Genomic DNA, 15,510 nt, shown 5'->3' with positions numbered 1-15,510 from the left:
CCAGGCCCTACTCCGGCGCGAGGGTTCCGCCCGTCTCCCGGTAGTGCTCGCCGGTGCGGGGGCAGCGCCAGCGGCCGTCGCCGGCGGGCTCCAGCGGCTCGCCGGCGCGGCCGACCCAGCCGATCCGGCGGGCCGGGACACCGGCGGCCAGGGCGAAGTCCGGGACGTCCCGGTGAACCACCGCGCCGGCCGCGACCAGCGCCCAGCGGCCGACCGTCACCCCGGCGACCAGGACCGCCCGGCCGCCGATCGAGCATCCATGACGGAGCGTCACTCCTTCGGCGTGCCAGTCCTGTTGACGCTTGGACCGACCGTCCGGGGTCACCGCGCGGGGATGACGGTCATTGGTGAGGACGGCCGCGGGGCCGATGAACACCCCGTCCTCGACCAGTGCGGGCTCGTACACCAGCGCGTGGTTCTGCAGTTTGACCCGGTCCCCGATCCGGACGCCCGGGCCGACGTAGGCGCCGCGGCCGATCACGCACTCGGCGCCGATCACCGCCTCCTCGCGGACCTGGGCGAGGTGCCAGACCGTCGTCCCCGCGCCGATGGCGGCCCGTTCGTCGACGTCCGCGCTCGGTTCGATCCGGGCCGCGCCGGGCCCGCTCTCAACTGTCGCCATGCGCACCGACGATAGCGGTGCGGGCTCGACTCCCAGGATTCGTCCGACCCTTCGCGCGCCCGGCGGAAAGTGTCGGACGAACCTGTCGAGCCGGCGTCAACTCGCCCGGGAGAGGACGTCCTTGGCGGCCGGGCCGACACTGCTTACCACCCGGCGGGCCAGTGAGCGGGGCGAGGTGAGGAAGCCGAAGCCCCAGCTGAGGTGCATGGTGGCGAGCGCCACCGGCAGCATCGCCCTGGCCTTGAAGGACAGGCCGCGGCCGCCGACCAGCCCGCCGCCGAGGATGCCCAGCAGGTACGCGCCGGGCACCGCGAAGAGGGCCGGGTGGACGGCGACGCCCAGCACCAGCCCGAGGGTGACGGCCAGCAGGGCGGTCGGCGGGGCCAGGTAGCGGAGGTTGACCGAGCCGCGGTGGTAGCGGGTGACCACCCGGCGCCAACGGCCGTAGTCCTTGTACTGCTTGGCCAGCGCCTTCACCGACGGCCGGGGCCGGTAGGTCACCTTGAGCTGCGGGGTGAACCAGACCAGCCCGCCGTCCTGGCGGATCCGGTAGTTGAGCTCCCAGTCCTGGGCGCGGATGAACTCCTCGTTGTAGCCGCCGAGCTTCTCCAGCACCTCGCGCCGGAACACCCCGAGGTAGACGGTGTCCGCCGGGCCGGCCAGGCCGCCGGTGTGGAAGGCGGCGTTGCCGACACCGATCTTGGAGGTCATCGCGGCGGCGACCGCGTTCTCCCACTCGGTCTCGCCCTCGGCGTGCATGATGCCGCCGACGTTGGCGGCGTCCATCTCGTCGAGCAGCCGGACCGCGGTGGTGATGTAGCCGGGGGTGAGCAGGCCGTGGCCGTCCACGCGTACCACTATCGGATGGCGCGAGCCCCGGATCGCGGCGTTCAGCCCCGCTGGGGTGCGGCCGGTGGGATTCGGCACGGTCCGTACCCGCGGGTCCTCCGCCACCAGTTCGGCCGCGATCTCCGCGGTCCGGTCGGTGGACGGACCGAGGGCGATCACCACCTCCATCGGCCCGGGGTACTCCTGGTCCAGGATGCGCCGGACCGCCGTCCGCAGGTGTCGTTCCTCGTTGAGCACCGGCATGATCACGGAGACAGCCGGCAGCTCCTCAGCAGCCTTGGTGTTCATCGGGGCCAACCGTACCGGTGCGGACGCGTCTCCGTCTTGTCCCGGTCCGGGCCGCTGCACGCAGCCCGCGGCGCCCGGTTGGGCTCCTTGATCACGACCACCGTACTCCGCTCCCCGTACGGGCCCGCAGCCGGGTCGGAACGGGCGGTTTCCGGAGGAGGGGGCGGAGCCCGGGAGGGCGCCCCCGGCGGGGTTCGGCGGCGGCCGCGCGGGTTCGGTGCAGGTTCGGCGCAGGTTCAGAGCAGGTGGTGAACGATGGTGAAGAGCGCGTAGCCGACCAGCGACAACCGGTTCAGCAGGTGCTGCGGACCGCCCAGCCGGTCCGGCAGCGACCGGTGCGGGCGCAGGTCCGGTCGGTGGGCGGCGGTCGCGACGGCGCGGGCCAGCTCCACCGGGTCGTAGCGGTCCCCGAAGTGTCCGGCCAGCCAGGCGGCCGGGCGGCTGCCGACGGTGACCTCCTCGCCCGAGCGCAGCTGGACGGTGAGCAGGTTGCGGTGGACGGCGGCCGCGTTGATCTCGTGCCACCGGAAGGTCCGGGTGCGCAGCGCGGTGGCCATCCGCAGGCCGTCCCGGTCGGCGACCATCTGCCAGGAGAGGGTGCGGCCGCAGGCGAGGATCGCCACCGTGCCGGTCACGAGCGGGTGGACCAGCCCGCCCCACCAGCCGCTCCGGTCGAGCAGCACGACGAGGCCCGCGAGCAGCAGGGCGGGCACCGGACCGGCCGCCGCCCGTAGCGGCAGCGGCATCTCCCAGCGCCGGGCGGCCACCGGTTCGGCGTCCGGACCGGCCGCGGGGGCGGCGGCCACCGTCTCGGCGGTCAGGGCGGCGACGGACAGCTCCCGCTCCCGGTAGCCCTCGGTGCGCCGGCCCGGCCGCGGGGCCCGGGCGGCGGGGGCGACCACGGCCGCCACCCAGCGCGGGTCGTGGTCCAGCAGTCCGGGGCGGACCAGGAGCTGCTGCTCCGGCCCGTCGGGCCCCCGGTACAGCACGGCCGGCACGCTCCGGCCGGCGCGGGCGAGCCAGGCGGCGGCCTGCTCCGGGGTCAGCCGGTCGAGGACGTCCCCGAGCTCCTCCTCTTCCTCGTCGTAGGAGACCCCGAGATCGAGGTGGTCGGCGTCGTCGTCCTCGGTCTCCAGGTGCTCGGGCACCCAGGCCGGGCCCTCGCCGCCCGGGGCGCCGTAATGGGCCCAGCGGTAGCGGTCGCGCTCGACCAGCCGCCAGAGCGCGGGACCGTCCGGCGGGCCGTCCAGCGGCCGCACCAGCAGGTCGCCCCGGGCGTCGGCGCGGACCCGGACGGCGAGGGCGGGCGCGGAGCCCGCGAAGGAGGGCCGGGAGCGGCGGGCGTTCGCGGTGGCGGCCGAGCCGAGCAGCAGCAGGCCGGGCAGGGCGAGCAGGCCGCCGGCGGTCAGTGCGCCGGTGAGGTCGTAGTCGTCGCCGGCGGCGCGGACGGCGTCGCCGTCCACCAGCAGCGGGACGGCCTCGCCGGGCTGCGGCGACCGGGCCCACCAGACGTCCAGCCGGGCGGTGCGTTCCGGGCCGCCGCCGGGCGGGTGGAAGCGGACGGTCAGGACGCCGGCCTGGTCGGTGTCACCCGCGGTGCCGGTGACCTGGTCGGCCCGTTCGGCGCTCGCCTGCTGCCGGGCCTGCTCCCACAGCCCGTACAGCGGGAACACCAGGGCGGCGGCGAGCAGCAGGCCGCCGAGCGCGCGGCGCAGCACCGGCGGGCCGTCCGGGTGGACGGGCGAGGGCGCCCCGGCGGCGGTCCAGGGGAAGGGGACGGGCGGGGCCATCAGTTCGTCGAGCTGCTGGCGGGCGCGGCGGCGGCCGAGCTCGGCGCCGATCAGCACGGCGGAGAGCAGCAGGTGGACCAGGACGGCCGTCCAGCGGCCGAGCGGGGTGACCAGGCCGTGCGGGGCGTACCAGAGCACCGCGAGGACGGCCGGCGGGACCAGCGCCCGGCCGCGGAACCGGCCGGCCAGCAGGACCACTTCGGCGAGCACCGACCAGGCAGCCAGCGAGGAGCCCCAGGTGTCCCGGCAGACGCCCTGGACGTTGCAGTCACCGGGGGTCGGCTCCACCGCGGTGGCCAGGATGACGAAGGCGGCCGGCAGCAGCGCCAGCCAGCGGCTGTCCAGGCGCCAGGCGGTGCGGGCGGCGCGCCAGCGGGTGGCAGCGGCGGCGGTGAGGGGCGCGGCGCTGGGCAGCGGCGGGGCGTCCGGGGTATCCGGGGCGAACATCGGACGATCATCTCAGTCGGCCAGGGGCGGCCCGTGCCGCAGGGGCCGGGTGCTGCCCGCACCCGGCCCCTGCCCCCCGTTCCCCCTCGGCGGCCCCCCAGCCGCCGGGTCCTGCGGCCCGCGCCGCCCGGTCGGTCCGTCGTCCGGCGCGACGGCCGTGGCCGGTCCGTCGCGCCGGTCCCGGCCCGTCCGGCGCGATGGCCGCGATCAGTCCGTCGCGATGGCCGCGAGGACGTTCATCCGCCCGGCCCGGAAGGCCGGGACGAGGGCGGCGACCAGCCCGATCACCACCGAGGCGACCAGCGTCACCGCGAGCGTGGTGGTCGGGACGGAGAGCGTGGCCAGACCCTGGTCGCGCAGCACCCGCTGGGCGGTGACGCCCCAGGCCAGCCCGAGCCCGGTGCCCAGGACCGCGCCGAACACCGAGATCACCACGGCCTCCAGCCGGATCATCCGGCGCAGCTGGCGACGGGAGAGCCCGATCGCCCGCAGCAGGCCGATCTCCCTGGTCCGCTCGACCACCGACAGCGCCAGGGTGTTGACCACCCCGAGCACGGCGACCGCGATGGAGAGGCCGACCAGGCCGTAGATCAGGTAGAGCAGGGTGTCGACCTGGGACTGCACGACCTCCTTGTAGCCGGCCTGGTCCTTGATGGTCAGCTGCGGGTACTCCTTGAGCGCGCCTTCCAGGGCGGTCAGCGTCTTCGCGACATCGGCTCCGGAGGAGGCCTTGGCGAAGAACGTCCAGACCGGCGGCTGCTCGTCGGCGGGCACGGCCCTGGCCATGGTGTCGAAGTCGACGAAGGAGCCGTCGCCGAACAGCGAGCCCTTCGCGAACACGGCGCCCACCGGCAGCGCCTGGGTGCGGCCCTTGCCGTAGGCGACGGTCACCTGGTCGCCGACCTTCAGGCCGTGGTCCTTCGCGAAGGCCTCGCCGATCCCCAGCTCGCCCCGCCCGATCGCGTCCACCGAACCGGCGGTGACCGGGAGGTGGAAGTCGGTGCCGAAGAAGGCGGGCGGCGCTGCGGTGAGGTTGGTCTTCACGCTCCGGCCGTCCGGCAGCTGGAGCTTGGGGCTGAAGGACTTCTGGGTGGTGACGTGGTCGATGCCCGGGGTCCGGCGGACGGCGTCCAGCATCTCGGGGGTGATCGAGGTGCGGCCGCCCTGGACGATGTAGTCCGCGCCCACCGACCGGTCGATCTGCGCGTTGGCCGAGGTGACCGTCGAGGCGCTGAACACCGAGGAGCCGATCACCAACGCCAGTCCGATCATCAGCGCGGCGGCGGTGGCCCCGGTGCGACGCGGGTTGCGCATCGCGTTGCGCTGGGCGAGCCGGCCGGACGGGCCGAACAGCGCCGGCAGCAGCGCGCCCAGCACCCGCACCACGGCGGTGGCCAGCAGCGGGCCGAGCACCACGAAGCCGACCAGGGTGAGCAGCACGCCGAGACCCAGGTACTGGCCGCCGGTGGCCGCCTTCTCCGCCTGCGCGGCCAGCACCAGCAGACCGCCGCCGCCCGCCGTCAGAACGAGGCCGACCACCGTGCGGACCAGGTTGGCGCGGCCCTCGGCCGGCGTGCCGTGGTCGCGCAGCGCGGCCATCGGCGCGATCCGGCTCGCCCGGCGGGCCGGGACCCAGGCCGCCACCAGGGTCACCACGATGCCCAGGGCGTACCCGGCGAGGAACACCGTCGGACCGATCTCCAGGTCGCCCGCGTCGAGCTTCATGCCGATCGCGTTCATCAGCTTGATCAGGCCGACCGCGAGGCCCAGACCGGCCGCGACCCCGAGGGTCGAGCCGAGCACGCCGAGGATCAGCGCCTCGACCAGGACCGAGCGGTTCACCTGCCGGCGGCTGCCGCCGATGGCGCGCAGCAGGCCGATCTCCCGGGTGCGCTGGGCGACCAGCATCGAGAAGGTGTTGATGATCAGGAAGCAGCCGACGAACGCCGAGATGAGCGAGAAGCCGAGCATCGCGTTCTTCATGAAGCCGAGGCCGCTGCCGATGCTCTTGGTGTTCTCGTCCTTCTGCTCGGCCGCGGTCTTCACCTGGTAACCGGTGCCCAGCTCGGCCAGGGCGTCGGCCTTGAGCCGGTCGTTGCCGCGGCTGCCGTCACCGAACGCCTCGACCGAGGTGTACGCCTGCTCGCCGAGCAGCACCTGCTGGGCCGTCGGGGTGTCCAGGAAGGCCAGCGCCGCACCGGGGTTGGTGGTGGTGAAGGAGGCGATGCCGGAGATCGTGAACTCGTGCCGGCCGTCGGCGTTGTCGACCCGGAGCCTGGCGCCGAGGCCGAGCCCGGCCTTCTTCGCGGTGTCCGCGTCCAGCACCAACTCGCCCGCGCTCCGCGGGGCGTGGCCCTGGGTGAGGTGCACCGCGCTGCGCGGGGTCTGCGTCCAGTTGCCGACCAGGGTCGGCGCGCCGGACGTCGGGCCGACCAGCTTGTCGGTGGCCGGGTCGACCAGGGTCGCGTTCTCGACCATGACCTGACCGACCGCCGACTTCACCCCCGGCACCGCGGCGACCTGCTGCGCGACCGCCACCGGGACGGTCCGCGGCTTGTCGGAGACCTGCTGGTCGTCGTCCTCGGCCGGCTTGGGCGGCTGGACGGAGACGTCGGAGGCGGTCGCGGCGAACAGCTTGTCGAAGGTGCTGGTCGCGGTGTCGGAGAAGACCAGGGTGCCGGAGACGAACGCGACCGACAGCATCACGGCGATCAGGGAGAGCGCCATGCGGCCCTTGTGGGCGAAGAAGCTCCGCAGAGCGGTCTTGAGCAGCATCTGTCCCGTCCCGCCCGCTCAGCTGGTCCGCTTGCCGTCGAAACGGCGCATGCGTTCGAGGACGGAGTCGGCGGTGGGCGCGTGCATCTCGTCGACGATCACGCCGTCGGCGAGGAAGAGCACGCGGTCCGCGTAGCCCGCGGCGACCGGGTCGTGGGTCACCATCACGATGGTCTGGCCCAGTTCGTCGACCGAGCGGCGCAGGAAGGTGAGCACCTCGGCGCCGGCCCGGGAGTCCAGGTTTCCGGTGGGCTCGTCGCCGAAGATGATCTCGGGCCGGGCGGCCAGCGCCCGGGCCACCGCGACGCGCTGCTGCTGGCCACCGGAGAGCTGCGCCGGACGGTGCTTGAGCCGGCCGGCCAGGCCGACGGTCTCCACCACCTGGTCCAGCCAGGCCTGGTCCGGCCGGCGGCCGGCGATGTCCATCGGCAGCGTGATGTTCTCCAGCGCGGACAGGGTCGGGAGCAGGTTGAACGCCTGGAAGATGAAGCCGATCTTGTCCCGGCGCAGCCTGGTCAGCTGCTTGTCCTTGAGGCCGGTGATCTCGGTGTCGCCGATCCAGATCCGCCCGCCGCTGACCGTGTCCAGGCCGGCCAGGCAGTGCATCAGGGTCGACTTCCCGGAGCCCGACGGGCCCATGATCGCGGTGAAGCGGCCCCGCTGGATGTCGACGTCCACCGCGTCGAGCGCGGTGACCCTGGTCTCGCCCGCGCCGTACGCCTTGCTGACCTGGCGGGCCGCGGCGGCGACGGCGGGCGTGCCGCCGGGAAGCTGGGGGTCGTACACGGCTGTGGCTGCCGTCGTCACTGGAGTCTCCTAAGAAGTGGGCCCGACCGTCGACCCCGGCCGGCCCTCCGTGCGCGGGCATGCCGCAGGACGCGGGCATGGCGCAGGAAGGGTCGTCGACCGGGAGTTGACCCCACCCACCGGGCCCGGCGGGCGCCGGTTCCCGGGAGAACCTCGCCCCTCGTCGGCACGAGCGGGGACGTCCACAACGTTATGAGCAACGGCGGGCGCGCTCGTCATCCGCCGGAATGAAGCCGCCGACCAAGGATCTGCGGGGCGCGGCACCCCTCCCCCTAGGGGGTGCCGCGGCCCGTCTCGGGGACGCCCCGTACGGGGCCCGGCCCCGGTTCCTCAGCCGGTCAGCACCGGTGCGGCCAGCCGCTCCAGGGCCTGCGCGAAACCCTCCACGACCGGGGCCAGCAGGGTGTCGGTCTCGCGCTCGACCAGGGTCGTCCCGTCCTCCCCGGTGGTGATGTGGCGGTCGAGCACGAACCAGCCCTGGGTGATGTGGCCGGCGCCCATCGAGCTGAGCACCGGGCGCAGCGCGTAGTCCACCGCCAGCACGTGCGCGGGCGAGCCGCCGGTGGCCAGCGGCAGGACGGCCTTGCCGGCCAGCGCGTACTGCGGGAGCACGTCCAGCAGGGCCTTCAACAGGCCCGAGTAGGCGGCCTTGTAGACGGGGGTGCCGATCACGACGCCGTCCGCCCGGGCGAACAGCTCCGTCACGGCGACGATCTCCGGGTGGTCGAAGTCGCCCGACAGCAGCGCGTGCGCGGGCAGGCTTCGCGCCTCGAACGGGACGACGTGGTGGCCGCGGGCCTCCAGCCCGGCGTCGACGTGGCGCAGCAGGCGGGTGGTGCGGGAGGTGGCGGACGGGGAGCCGGAGACGGACAGGACGGTGGCCATGGGGTTCACCTTTGGCTGGAAGCGGGGGCGGCGCCACGCGGCGCGGGAGGACCGCTGCGGGTCGGAGCCCGGGAAGGTGTTTCGACGTGCTCGACGTGCTCGACGTGCTCGACGTGCTCGACGTGCTCGACGTGCTCGACGTGCTCGACGTGCTCGACGTGCTCGACGTGCTCGACGCGTTCGAGGTGGGGTGCTCGGCGCGGGTGGGGTGACGCCGAGGTGATCCGGTGGGCGCGCTTCAGCCGCGACAGAGCGAACAGGCCACACCACGCCGCAGGTCGACGTGCCGCCGACGCGTGAGTGCCCAACGCTGATCCATACCCGAAATGCAAACACGCTGCGTTCGAACCGGTCAAGAATCGTTTCGCCAGTTGAACGGCGGGTGACGCGACGCGTGGTGACCGGGCTCACGTCGACCCGGCGCCCGCGCCGCCCGCCCCCACCGTCGTACGGCCGCTCGGAAGTTGCGGCGGAACGATCCGACCCGTGCATCAAAACTGCTACAAGCGACCTGGTGAGTACCCCGGGGGGAGTCAGCACGGGCGGGGTCGGGCATCCTCGACGACATGAACACGTGGCAGGAGGGCCGCCCGGGAGGCGGCGGGAACCCGTACCGGGACGGGAACCCGTATGGGGGCGGCGGCAACGGCGGCGCGTACGGGCGCGGCGGGGGCGGCGGGGCGGCCGAGCCGCCGCTGCCGTCGTCGATGAACCCGCGCGGGCCGGGTGCGCCCGCGCCACGACAGCCGGAGCAGTCCCGACTCGGCGGCGTCCCGCCGCAGGGTCCGGGCGGACAACCCGGCGGCCGCCCCGGTGGGCCCGGTGGGCCTGGGGGCCCCGGCGGTCCCGGCGGTCCCGGACGGCCGGGTGGGCCCGGGGGCCCGGGCGGCGCCCAGCCGGGCGGTATACGGACCAGGCGGTGGCCGCGGCGCCGGATCGTCAAGTGGTCGGTCTTCGGCCTCCTGATCGCCGTCATGGTCACCGCCGTCTCGACCTGGTTCTGGGCCGACTCCAAGCTCAACCACGAGAACGTGCTCGCCGACTACCCCGGCCGCCCGCCGGCCGGCAAGGGCACCAACTGGCTGATCGTCGGCTCCGACAGCCGCCAGGGCCTCACCGACTCGGAACAGGACGACCTGCACACCGGTCACGACACCGACGGCAAGCGCAGCGACTCGATGATGATCCTGCACGTCGGGGACAACGGGAACACCCTGATGAGCATCCCGCGCGACTCCTGGGTGCCGATCCCCGAGTACAAGAGCAGCAGCGGCAAGACCCTCAAGGGCACCACCTCGAAGATCAACTCGGCCTTCAGCAACGGCGGCGGCCGCCTCCTCGTCCAGACCGTCGAGCTGAACACCGGCATCCGCCTCGACCACTACGCCGAGATCGGCTTCGCCGGCTTCGTCGGCATCGTCGACTCCATCGGCGGCGTCGAGATGCACATCGACCAGGACCTCAAGGACAAGGACTCCGGCCTCGACCTCAAGGCCGGCGACCAGACCCTCAGCGGCAAGCAGGCCCTCGCCTTCGTCCGCCAGCGCCACCAGATGGCCGACCAGGACCTCGGCCGGATGCGCAACCAGCAGAAGTTCCTCGGCGCCCTCGCCCACCAGGCGGCCTCCCCCGGCACCGTGCTGAACCCGTTCACCTTCTACCCGCTGGTCGACTCCGCCCTCGGCACCCTCATCGTCGACGACGACGCCGGCCTCACCGACCTCGGCTCGCTCTTCCTCGCCATGAAGGACGTCAACGGCGGCGGCGGCAAGACCCTGACCGTCCCGATCGGCAACCCGGACTACCGGACCAAGACCGGGGAGTCGGCGGTGCTGTGGGACGCCACCAAGTCCAAGCAGGTCTTCGACGCCTTCAAGAACGACACCGCGGTACCGGACATCAAGTAACCCGCCGCGACGTGAAGCAGCCCGCCGTGACGTGAAGTAGCCGCGCGGCCGCAACGGGTGGATGCCGCCCGTCCCCGCGCTCGTCCACCGTCTCCTGGGCCACCTGGTCCAGGAGACGGTGGCGCTCCACGGCATGGCGCCCCGGCTCCCGACCGGCCCGCGCCGCGCGCGCCTAACCCGCCTGCGGGAGCAGGCCGGTGCCGCACTCGGGGAAGCGGACCAGCCACTCCCCCTCGCCGCCGGCGGCCTCGGTGGCGCCCGCGTAGCCGTAGTGGATCAGCCGCCCCTCGCCGCCCGCCAGCCAGCGGGCGCCGGTCAGGTGCACGGTCAGGGCCGCCGGGCGGTGCGGGTCGGGCCGCTCCAGCACCAGTTCGTGCTCGGCCTCGCCCGGCCGGAAGGCCACCGCGGTCTCCGTGGTCGGCCGGCGCGGGCTGCCGCCCTCCCGGTACGTCCAGTACGCGGCCACCGTCACGGTGAGCGCGCCGTCCACGCCGCCGGCGCCCGGCCGCACGTACTCCTCGTCCGGCACCCAGCGCGAGTGGTGGCGGATCTCCTCCGGCCCCCAGCGCTCGTCCCAGCGCACCCAGTAGCCCGCCACCCGCTTGACCGTCATGACCTCGCAGGCGACCCGCACCGCGATCCGCGCCGGATTGACCGGCTCGCACGAGGCGAGCGAGACCACCGTCACCTGCTCGTACGTCACCGCGCCGTCGTCGGCGTCCTGTTCCATCGGTGAACCACCTTGCCGGAGTGTCGAGTTCGCTGCGGCTCCGACCGCGCACGGAGAGCCTAGAGCGACCGCTCCGGCGCACGCCGGGATTGCCCGGTTCCGCCCCGTCCGCCCGGTGACCCGACTATCCTGCCCCCGGACACGCCACCGCCCCGGAGTAGGAGGTCGGCTGATCCGACTTCCCCTGCCGGGGCGGTGTGCGGTACCGGTTCTCGCGAACCGGTGACTACTCGACGATGCCGGACTTGGCGATGGTGACCTTCGCCGAGGTGCGGCCGCTCTGCGAGCCGAGCTTCTCGACCGCCGTCACGACGTCCATGCCCTCGACGACCTCGCCGAAGACGACGTGCTTGCCGTCCAGCCAGTCGGTGACGATGGTGGTGATGAAGAACTGCGAGCCGTTGGTGTTGCGGCCGGCGTTGGCCATCGACAGCAGGCCCGGGCGGGTGTGCTTGATCTGGAAGTTCTCGTCGGCGAACTTCTCGCCGTAGATGCTCTTGCCGCCGGTGCCGTTGTGGTTGGTGAAGTCGCCACCCTGCAGCATGAACTGCGGGATCACGCGGTGGAAGCCGGAGCCCTCGTAGCCGAAGCCGTTCTGGCCGGTCGCGAGCTCGCGGAAGTTGCGGGCGGTCTGGGGGACGACGTCGTCGTACAGCTTGAAGACGATGCGGCCCGACGGAGCGCCGTCGATCTCGATGTCGAAGAAAACGTTGGAAGCCATGCAGGGATCATGGCACGACCCGTCGGCCGACGCGCGGCGCCCCCGGCCCGGCGCCGGGTGTCGGCCCCGTGTTATCCGGTCGGTGCGAGGGCCGGGGAAACTACCATCGGCGTCAGGTTCAGGCGTTCGGTCACGACGACGGGGTGGGCGGCATGCGGATCGGTGAACTGGCCCGACGGACGGGCGTGAGCGAGCGCTCGCTGCGCTACTACGAGCAGCAGGGCCTGTTGGCCGCCCGGCGGACCGAGGGCGGGCACCGGGAGTACCCGGAGCCGGCGGTGGATCGGGTCGTGCTGATCCAGGAACTGTTCGCGGCCGGGCTGCACAGCCGCACGATCTACAGGATCCTCCCCTGCATGCGCGACTCCGACGGCGGCCCGAACGAGATCGCCACCCCGCTGCTGGTCGAGGAGTTGGCCTCCGAACGGGACCGGATCGACCGGATGATCACCGACCTGCTCCGCTCCCGCGAGGTACTGGACGAGGTGATCGCGACCGCCTCCGGCCGACCGCGGGCCGGAGCGGCGGAGGCCGGCGCGGTGTAGCCGAGACGGCGGAGGCCCGGGGTGGCGGAGGCTCAGAGCTCAGGGCTCAGGGCTCAGGCCTTCAGCTTGCGCCAGACCGCTTCCAGGGCCGCGATGTCGCCCTCGTCGAGCCGGTCGGTGAAGACCGGCGCGAGGACGGCCCGCCGGGTGGCGTCGGCCTCGGCGAAGGCGGCGCGGCCCTGCCCGGTCAGTTCGATCCGCACCGACCGGGCGTCGGAGGCGGAGGGCGTGCGGGCGACCAGGCCGCGTGCGGCCAGGGCGTCGACCACCCGGGAGACCTGGCTGCGGCTGAGCATCGTCTTCGCGCCCAGGTCGGAGGCGGCGACCGGCTCCTGCTGCCCGTTGAGCCAGAGCATCACCTCGAACCAGGACAGCGACAGCCCGTGCACCCGGGTGAGCTCGCGGTCCACCTGGGCGGCGAGGGTGGTGCCGGCCCAGACCAGGCCGTAGAAGGCGTGGTCCCGCTCGGACAGCGGGCCCAGGGAGAGGTCGGCACGGTTCATGACGTTCATCGTACCGAGGTGCGTGCGCGTGCACGGACTCCGCGCACGCGCACGACCAGGGCGGGCCGGGCGACGCGGCCCGCAGGGCCTAGAACGCCTGGTGGTCCGGCTCGCAGACCGTGCCGGGCGGCGGGAGCTCCCCGCTGACCAGGTACCGCTGCTCGCGGTCCCAGGCGCAGGCGCTCGGGTTGCCCAGCGCCGTGTGGCCGTAGCCGTGGACGGTCAGCAGGCGGCCGCGGGCGAGGGTGTCGGCCAGCGCGCGGGAGCCTTCGTAGGGCCAGGCCGGGTCGCCGGTGAGGGCCACGACCAGGATCGGCGCGGAGGTCGGCCGGTTCCACGGGCCGGTGTAGCGGTCCCGGGCGGCCTCGGTCGGCCAGGCCGCGCAGCGCTGGTTCTGCCAGACCAGGTACGGGCCGGTGGCGCCCGCGCGGGCCCGGGCGAGGGCGGACAGCCCCGGGTACGTGGTGTCGGCGGCCGGGTCGGCACCGGAGACGGGCGGGTTGACGGTGTCGGCGCAGAGCGCCCCGAGGGTCTGCGCCTGCTTGGGCTGGCCGCCGGTCGGCAGCGGCGCCGAGGCGTCCGGGGCGGCGGTCCACAGCTGCTGGAGCAGCCCGCCCAGCGCCGGCCAGCCGGTGCCGGGAACGTTCGGCACCGGAGCGGCGGCGTAGAGCATCGGCAGGACGGTGGAGGCGGTGGAGGCCTGGTCGAAGGTGACCGCCGCCGGCGGAGTGCCGAGCGTCACCGGCGTCCGGCCGAGCCGGTCGAGCAGTTCGGCGAACTTGGCGCGGGTGGCGTCCCGGTCCGCCGCCGCGAAGGCGCAGGCGGCGGGGCCGGCGTCGGTGCACTGGTCGAGGAAGGCGTCGAGGGTGCGGGCGCCGGCGAGGTCGCTGCCGGTGCGCAGGAACGGCGGCAGGGCGCGCTGCTGCGGCGAGCGCCCGGTGGACCAGGCGACCGGGTCGGGGGCGCTGTCCAGCACCATCGCGCGCACCCGGGTCGGGAAGAGGTTGGCGTAGGTGGCGCCCAGGTAGCTGCCGTACGAGGTGCCGAGGTAGCTCAGCCGGCGGTCGCCGACGGCGGCGCGCAGCAGGTCCAGGTCACGGGCCGTGTCGGCGGTGGACAGGTGGGCGAGCAGGCCGGTCCGCTCGTTGTCGGCGCACTGGCGGCCGAAGCGCGCGTACGTCGTCGCCCAGGCCGACTCCTGGGCGGCGCCGACCGGGTAGCCGGCCGGCAGCCCGGCGAGCAGGCCCTGCTCGGCCGCCGCGTCCGGGAAGCACTGCGGCAGGGTGGAGTCACCGACGCCGCGCGGGTCGAAGCTGACCAGGTCGAAGCGCTCCCGCACCTGCGCCGGGAGCATCCCGTACACGGCGGGCAGCGCCTGGGTGCCGGGCACGCCCGGGCCGCCGGGGTTGAAGAACAGCGAGCCGATCCGGTGCGCCGGGTCGGTCGCGGGGTGCCGGATGACGGCGAGCTCGACGGTGCGCCCGGCCGGGTCGCGGTAGTCCATCGGCACCGTCGCGCGGGCGCAGTCGAAGTCCGGCACGCAGGACCGCCAGTCCAGCCGGGGCACCGGCGCCGCGGGGGCGGCCGCCGCCGAGGCGGCCGGGGCGAGACCGGCCAGCAGCAGCCCGGCGGCCGCGGCGGCACCGGTTCTGAGCGCGGAGGTGAGGCGGGGTCGGGGCATGGGCAGGGCCTCCCGTTCGGTGAACTGACGTGCGATCACCAAGGCTCGGGGCACCCGCTGTCAGACCTCTCACACCCCACCGGCACCGCTGTCATGCTGCTGTCACCACCACCCCGGGCGGCTCAGGCGGGCTTGCGGGCGAGCAGGTAGGCCTGCGGGGTCGGCTGCACGCCCTCCTCCGGCTCGCGGAGCGTGCGGGAGATGAGCCGCAGGCCGGCCGCGCGGACCAACTCCGCGATCCGGTCGGGCTGCTGGCGGCGGAAGTCCAGCGTCACCGGGTGGCCGAAGGGCTGGTCGATCCGCAGCGGCTCGTCCCCGACCTGGAAGGCGAGCAGCAGGAGGCCGCCCGGGGCGAGCACCCGCGCGAACTCGGCGAACACCTCCGGCAGGCGCTCCGCCGGGGTGTGGATGATCGAGTACCAGGCGACCGCGCCGGCCAACTCGCCGTCGCACAGCGGGAGGTCGAACAGCGAACCCTCGGCGAAGTCCAGCCCGGGGTACGTCGCACGGGCCAGCTCGACCATCCGCGGCGACAGGTCGATGCCGCGGACGTCGAGGCCGAGGCCGTGCAGGTGGTGCGTCACCCGGCCGGGGCCGCAGCCCAGTTCGGCCACCGGGCCGTCGGCGCGCCCGGTACGGACCGACTCGGCGCGGACCAGATCGGCGAAGGCCGCGAGCATCGCCCGGGACAGCGGCTCGCCGGCCAGTTCGTCGCGGAAGCGGTCGGCGTAGTCGACGGCGATGGCGTCGTAGAACGCCCTGGTCGTGGTGAGGAAGTCCGGCTCGGTCATGGTCCGGCACCCTACTCGTCACCGCCGGGCGCGGTCGGGGCCGCGGTGCGGCCGGGACCGAGGCGCCGTCCGGCTACGGCAGGTTGCGGGCCATGACGATGCGCTGGACCTGGTTGGTCCCCTCGTAGATCTGGGTGATCTTCGCGTCCCGCATCATCCGCTCCACCGG

Annotated in this window: 15 protein-coding genes; 3 read left to right on the top strand and 12 right to left on the bottom strand. The window is 74.1% G+C overall.

The window, feature by feature from the left end; translation table 11 throughout:
- Positions 1-7: 7 nt before the first annotated feature.
- From ACIQVZ_RS37215 to ssuE, 6 genes are all read right to left on the bottom strand, one after another.
- Entirely contained in the window at positions 8-622 is a 615-nt protein-coding gene (locus ACIQVZ_RS37215) for an acyltransferase (protein ID WP_402456358.1), read from the bottom strand.
- Positions 623-718: 96 nt separating this feature from the next.
- On the bottom strand, positions 719-1,759 hold the full coding sequence (locus ACIQVZ_RS37210; RefSeq protein WP_402456357.1) for a glycosyltransferase family 2 protein: 1,041 nt from the start codon (positions 1,757-1,759) through the stop codon (positions 719-721).
- Between the two features lie 236 nt (positions 1,760-1,995).
- The gene (locus ACIQVZ_RS37205) at positions 1,996-3,996 is read right to left on the bottom strand and encodes a hypothetical protein (RefSeq protein ID WP_402456355.1); all 2,001 of its coding nucleotides are present in this window, start codon (positions 3,994-3,996) and stop codon (positions 1,996-1,998) included.
- 207 nt (positions 3,997-4,203) lie between these two features.
- Positions 4,204-6,771 carry an ABC transporter permease gene (locus ACIQVZ_RS37200; protein WP_402456353.1) on the bottom strand — a complete coding sequence of 856 codons (2,568 nt, stop codon included), beginning with the start codon at positions 6,769-6,771 and terminating at the stop codon, positions 4,204-4,206.
- An 18-nt stretch (positions 6,772-6,789) separates the two neighbouring features.
- On the bottom strand, positions 6,790-7,578 hold the full coding sequence (locus ACIQVZ_RS37195) for an ABC transporter ATP-binding protein (RefSeq protein WP_402456351.1): 789 nt from the start codon (positions 7,576-7,578) through the stop codon (positions 6,790-6,792).
- 330 nt (positions 7,579-7,908) lie between these two features.
- On the bottom strand, positions 7,909-8,463 hold the full coding sequence (gene ssuE, locus ACIQVZ_RS37190; RefSeq protein WP_350886527.1) for an NADPH-dependent FMN reductase: 555 nt from the start codon (positions 8,461-8,463) through the stop codon (positions 7,909-7,911).
- Between the two features lie 86 nt (positions 8,464-8,549).
- Between ssuE and ACIQVZ_RS37185 the strand changes: the two genes are divergently transcribed.
- Together ACIQVZ_RS37185 and ACIQVZ_RS37180 are read left to right on the top strand one after the other, a co-directional pair.
- Positions 8,550-8,675, top strand: a complete 126-nt coding sequence (locus ACIQVZ_RS37185; RefSeq protein ID WP_402456349.1) for a hypothetical protein — start codon at positions 8,550-8,552, stop codon at positions 8,673-8,675.
- Between the two features lie 762 nt (positions 8,676-9,437).
- Positions 9,438-10,370 carry an LCP family protein gene (locus ACIQVZ_RS37180; protein ID WP_350886530.1) on the top strand — a complete coding sequence of 311 codons (933 nt, stop codon included), beginning with the start codon at positions 9,438-9,440 and terminating at the stop codon, positions 10,368-10,370.
- A gap of 172 nt (positions 10,371-10,542) precedes the next feature.
- On the opposite strand, the gene ACIQVZ_RS37175 is transcribed toward ACIQVZ_RS37180, so the two are convergent.
- Entirely contained in the window at positions 10,543-11,100 is a 558-nt protein-coding gene (locus ACIQVZ_RS37175) for a hypothetical protein (RefSeq protein ID WP_063349113.1), read from the bottom strand.
- A 226-nt stretch (positions 11,101-11,326) separates the two neighbouring features.
- The gene (locus ACIQVZ_RS37170) at positions 11,327-11,821 is read right to left on the bottom strand and encodes a peptidylprolyl isomerase (RefSeq protein WP_350886533.1); all 495 of its coding nucleotides are present in this window, start codon (positions 11,819-11,821) and stop codon (positions 11,327-11,329) included.
- A 152-nt stretch (positions 11,822-11,973) separates the two neighbouring features.
- Here ACIQVZ_RS37170 and ACIQVZ_RS37165 point away from each other — a divergent pair, with 152 nt between their 5' ends.
- Positions 11,974-12,366: a MerR family transcriptional regulator gene (locus tag ACIQVZ_RS37165; RefSeq protein ID WP_402456346.1), complete on the top strand. Its 393-nt coding sequence runs from the start codon at positions 11,974-11,976 to the stop codon at positions 12,364-12,366.
- Between the two features lie 53 nt (positions 12,367-12,419).
- On the opposite strand, the gene ACIQVZ_RS37160 is transcribed toward ACIQVZ_RS37165, so the two are convergent.
- The 4 genes from ACIQVZ_RS37160 to ACIQVZ_RS37145 all read right to left on the bottom strand — a co-directional run.
- Complete coding sequence (locus tag ACIQVZ_RS37160) at positions 12,420-12,869, bottom strand: MarR family winged helix-turn-helix transcriptional regulator (protein WP_063349108.1); 450 nt, start codon at positions 12,867-12,869, stop codon at positions 12,420-12,422.
- Positions 12,870-12,957: 88 nt separating this feature from the next.
- Positions 12,958-14,550, bottom strand: a complete 1,593-nt coding sequence (locus ACIQVZ_RS37155; RefSeq protein WP_402456344.1) for an alpha/beta hydrolase — start codon at positions 14,548-14,550, stop codon at positions 12,958-12,960.
- Positions 14,551-14,672: 122 nt separating this feature from the next.
- The gene (locus ACIQVZ_RS37150) at positions 14,673-15,341 is read right to left on the bottom strand and encodes a class I SAM-dependent methyltransferase (RefSeq protein WP_402456342.1); all 669 of its coding nucleotides are present in this window, start codon (positions 15,339-15,341) and stop codon (positions 14,673-14,675) included.
- A 73-nt stretch (positions 15,342-15,414) separates the two neighbouring features.
- Positions 15,415-15,510: acyl-CoA dehydrogenase family protein (locus ACIQVZ_RS37145; RefSeq protein ID WP_157849844.1), on the bottom strand; the 96-nt coding region annotated here is incomplete at its 5' end.

Origin of the sequence: Kitasatospora sp. NPDC098663 (assembly GCF_044760075.1) — a bacterium.
In the GTDB taxonomy this organism is placed as follows: domain Bacteria; phylum Actinomycetota; class Actinomycetes; order Streptomycetales; family Streptomycetaceae; genus Kitasatospora.
This window is presented reverse-complemented; position numbering and strand designations above follow the sequence as displayed.

What these genes read in the sequence shown, in the direction of transcription:
- ACIQVZ_RS37215 (WP_402456358.1), bottom strand. Translation starts at nt 622, where the DNA reads ATGGCGACAGTTGAGAGCGGGCCCGGCGCGGCCCGGATCGAACCGAGC.
- ACIQVZ_RS37210 (WP_402456357.1), bottom strand. Translation starts at nt 1,759, where the DNA reads ATGAACACCAAGGCTGCTGAGGAGCTGCCGGCTGTCTCCGTGATCATG.
- ACIQVZ_RS37205 (WP_402456355.1), bottom strand. Translation starts at nt 3,996, where the DNA reads ATGTTCGCCCCGGATACCCCGGACGCCCCGCCGCTGCCCAGCGCCGCG.
- ACIQVZ_RS37200 (WP_402456353.1), bottom strand. Translation starts at nt 6,771, where the DNA reads ATGCTGCTCAAGACCGCTCTGCGGAGCTTCTTCGCCCACAAGGGCCGC.
- ssuE (WP_350886527.1), bottom strand. Translation starts at nt 8,463, where the DNA reads ATGGCCACCGTCCTGTCCGTCTCCGGCTCCCCGTCCGCCACCTCCCGC.
- ACIQVZ_RS37180 (WP_350886530.1), top strand. Translation starts at nt 9,438, where the DNA reads ATGGTCACCGCCGTCTCGACCTGGTTCTGGGCCGACTCCAAGCTCAAC.
- ACIQVZ_RS37175 (WP_063349113.1), bottom strand. Translation starts at nt 11,100, where the DNA reads ATGGAACAGGACGCCGACGACGGCGCGGTGACGTACGAGCAGGTGACG.
- ACIQVZ_RS37170 (WP_350886533.1), bottom strand. Translation starts at nt 11,821, where the DNA reads ATGGCTTCCAACGTTTTCTTCGACATCGAGATCGACGGCGCTCCGTCG.
- ACIQVZ_RS37165 (WP_402456346.1), top strand. Translation starts at nt 11,974, where the DNA reads ATGCGGATCGGTGAACTGGCCCGACGGACGGGCGTGAGCGAGCGCTCG.
- ACIQVZ_RS37160 (WP_063349108.1), bottom strand. Translation starts at nt 12,869, where the DNA reads ATGAACCGTGCCGACCTCTCCCTGGGCCCGCTGTCCGAGCGGGACCAC.
- ACIQVZ_RS37155 (WP_402456344.1), bottom strand. Translation starts at nt 14,550, where the DNA reads ATGCCCCGACCCCGCCTCACCTCCGCGCTCAGAACCGGTGCCGCCGCG.
- ACIQVZ_RS37150 (WP_402456342.1), bottom strand. Translation starts at nt 15,341, where the DNA reads ATGACCGAGCCGGACTTCCTCACCACGACCAGGGCGTTCTACGACGCC.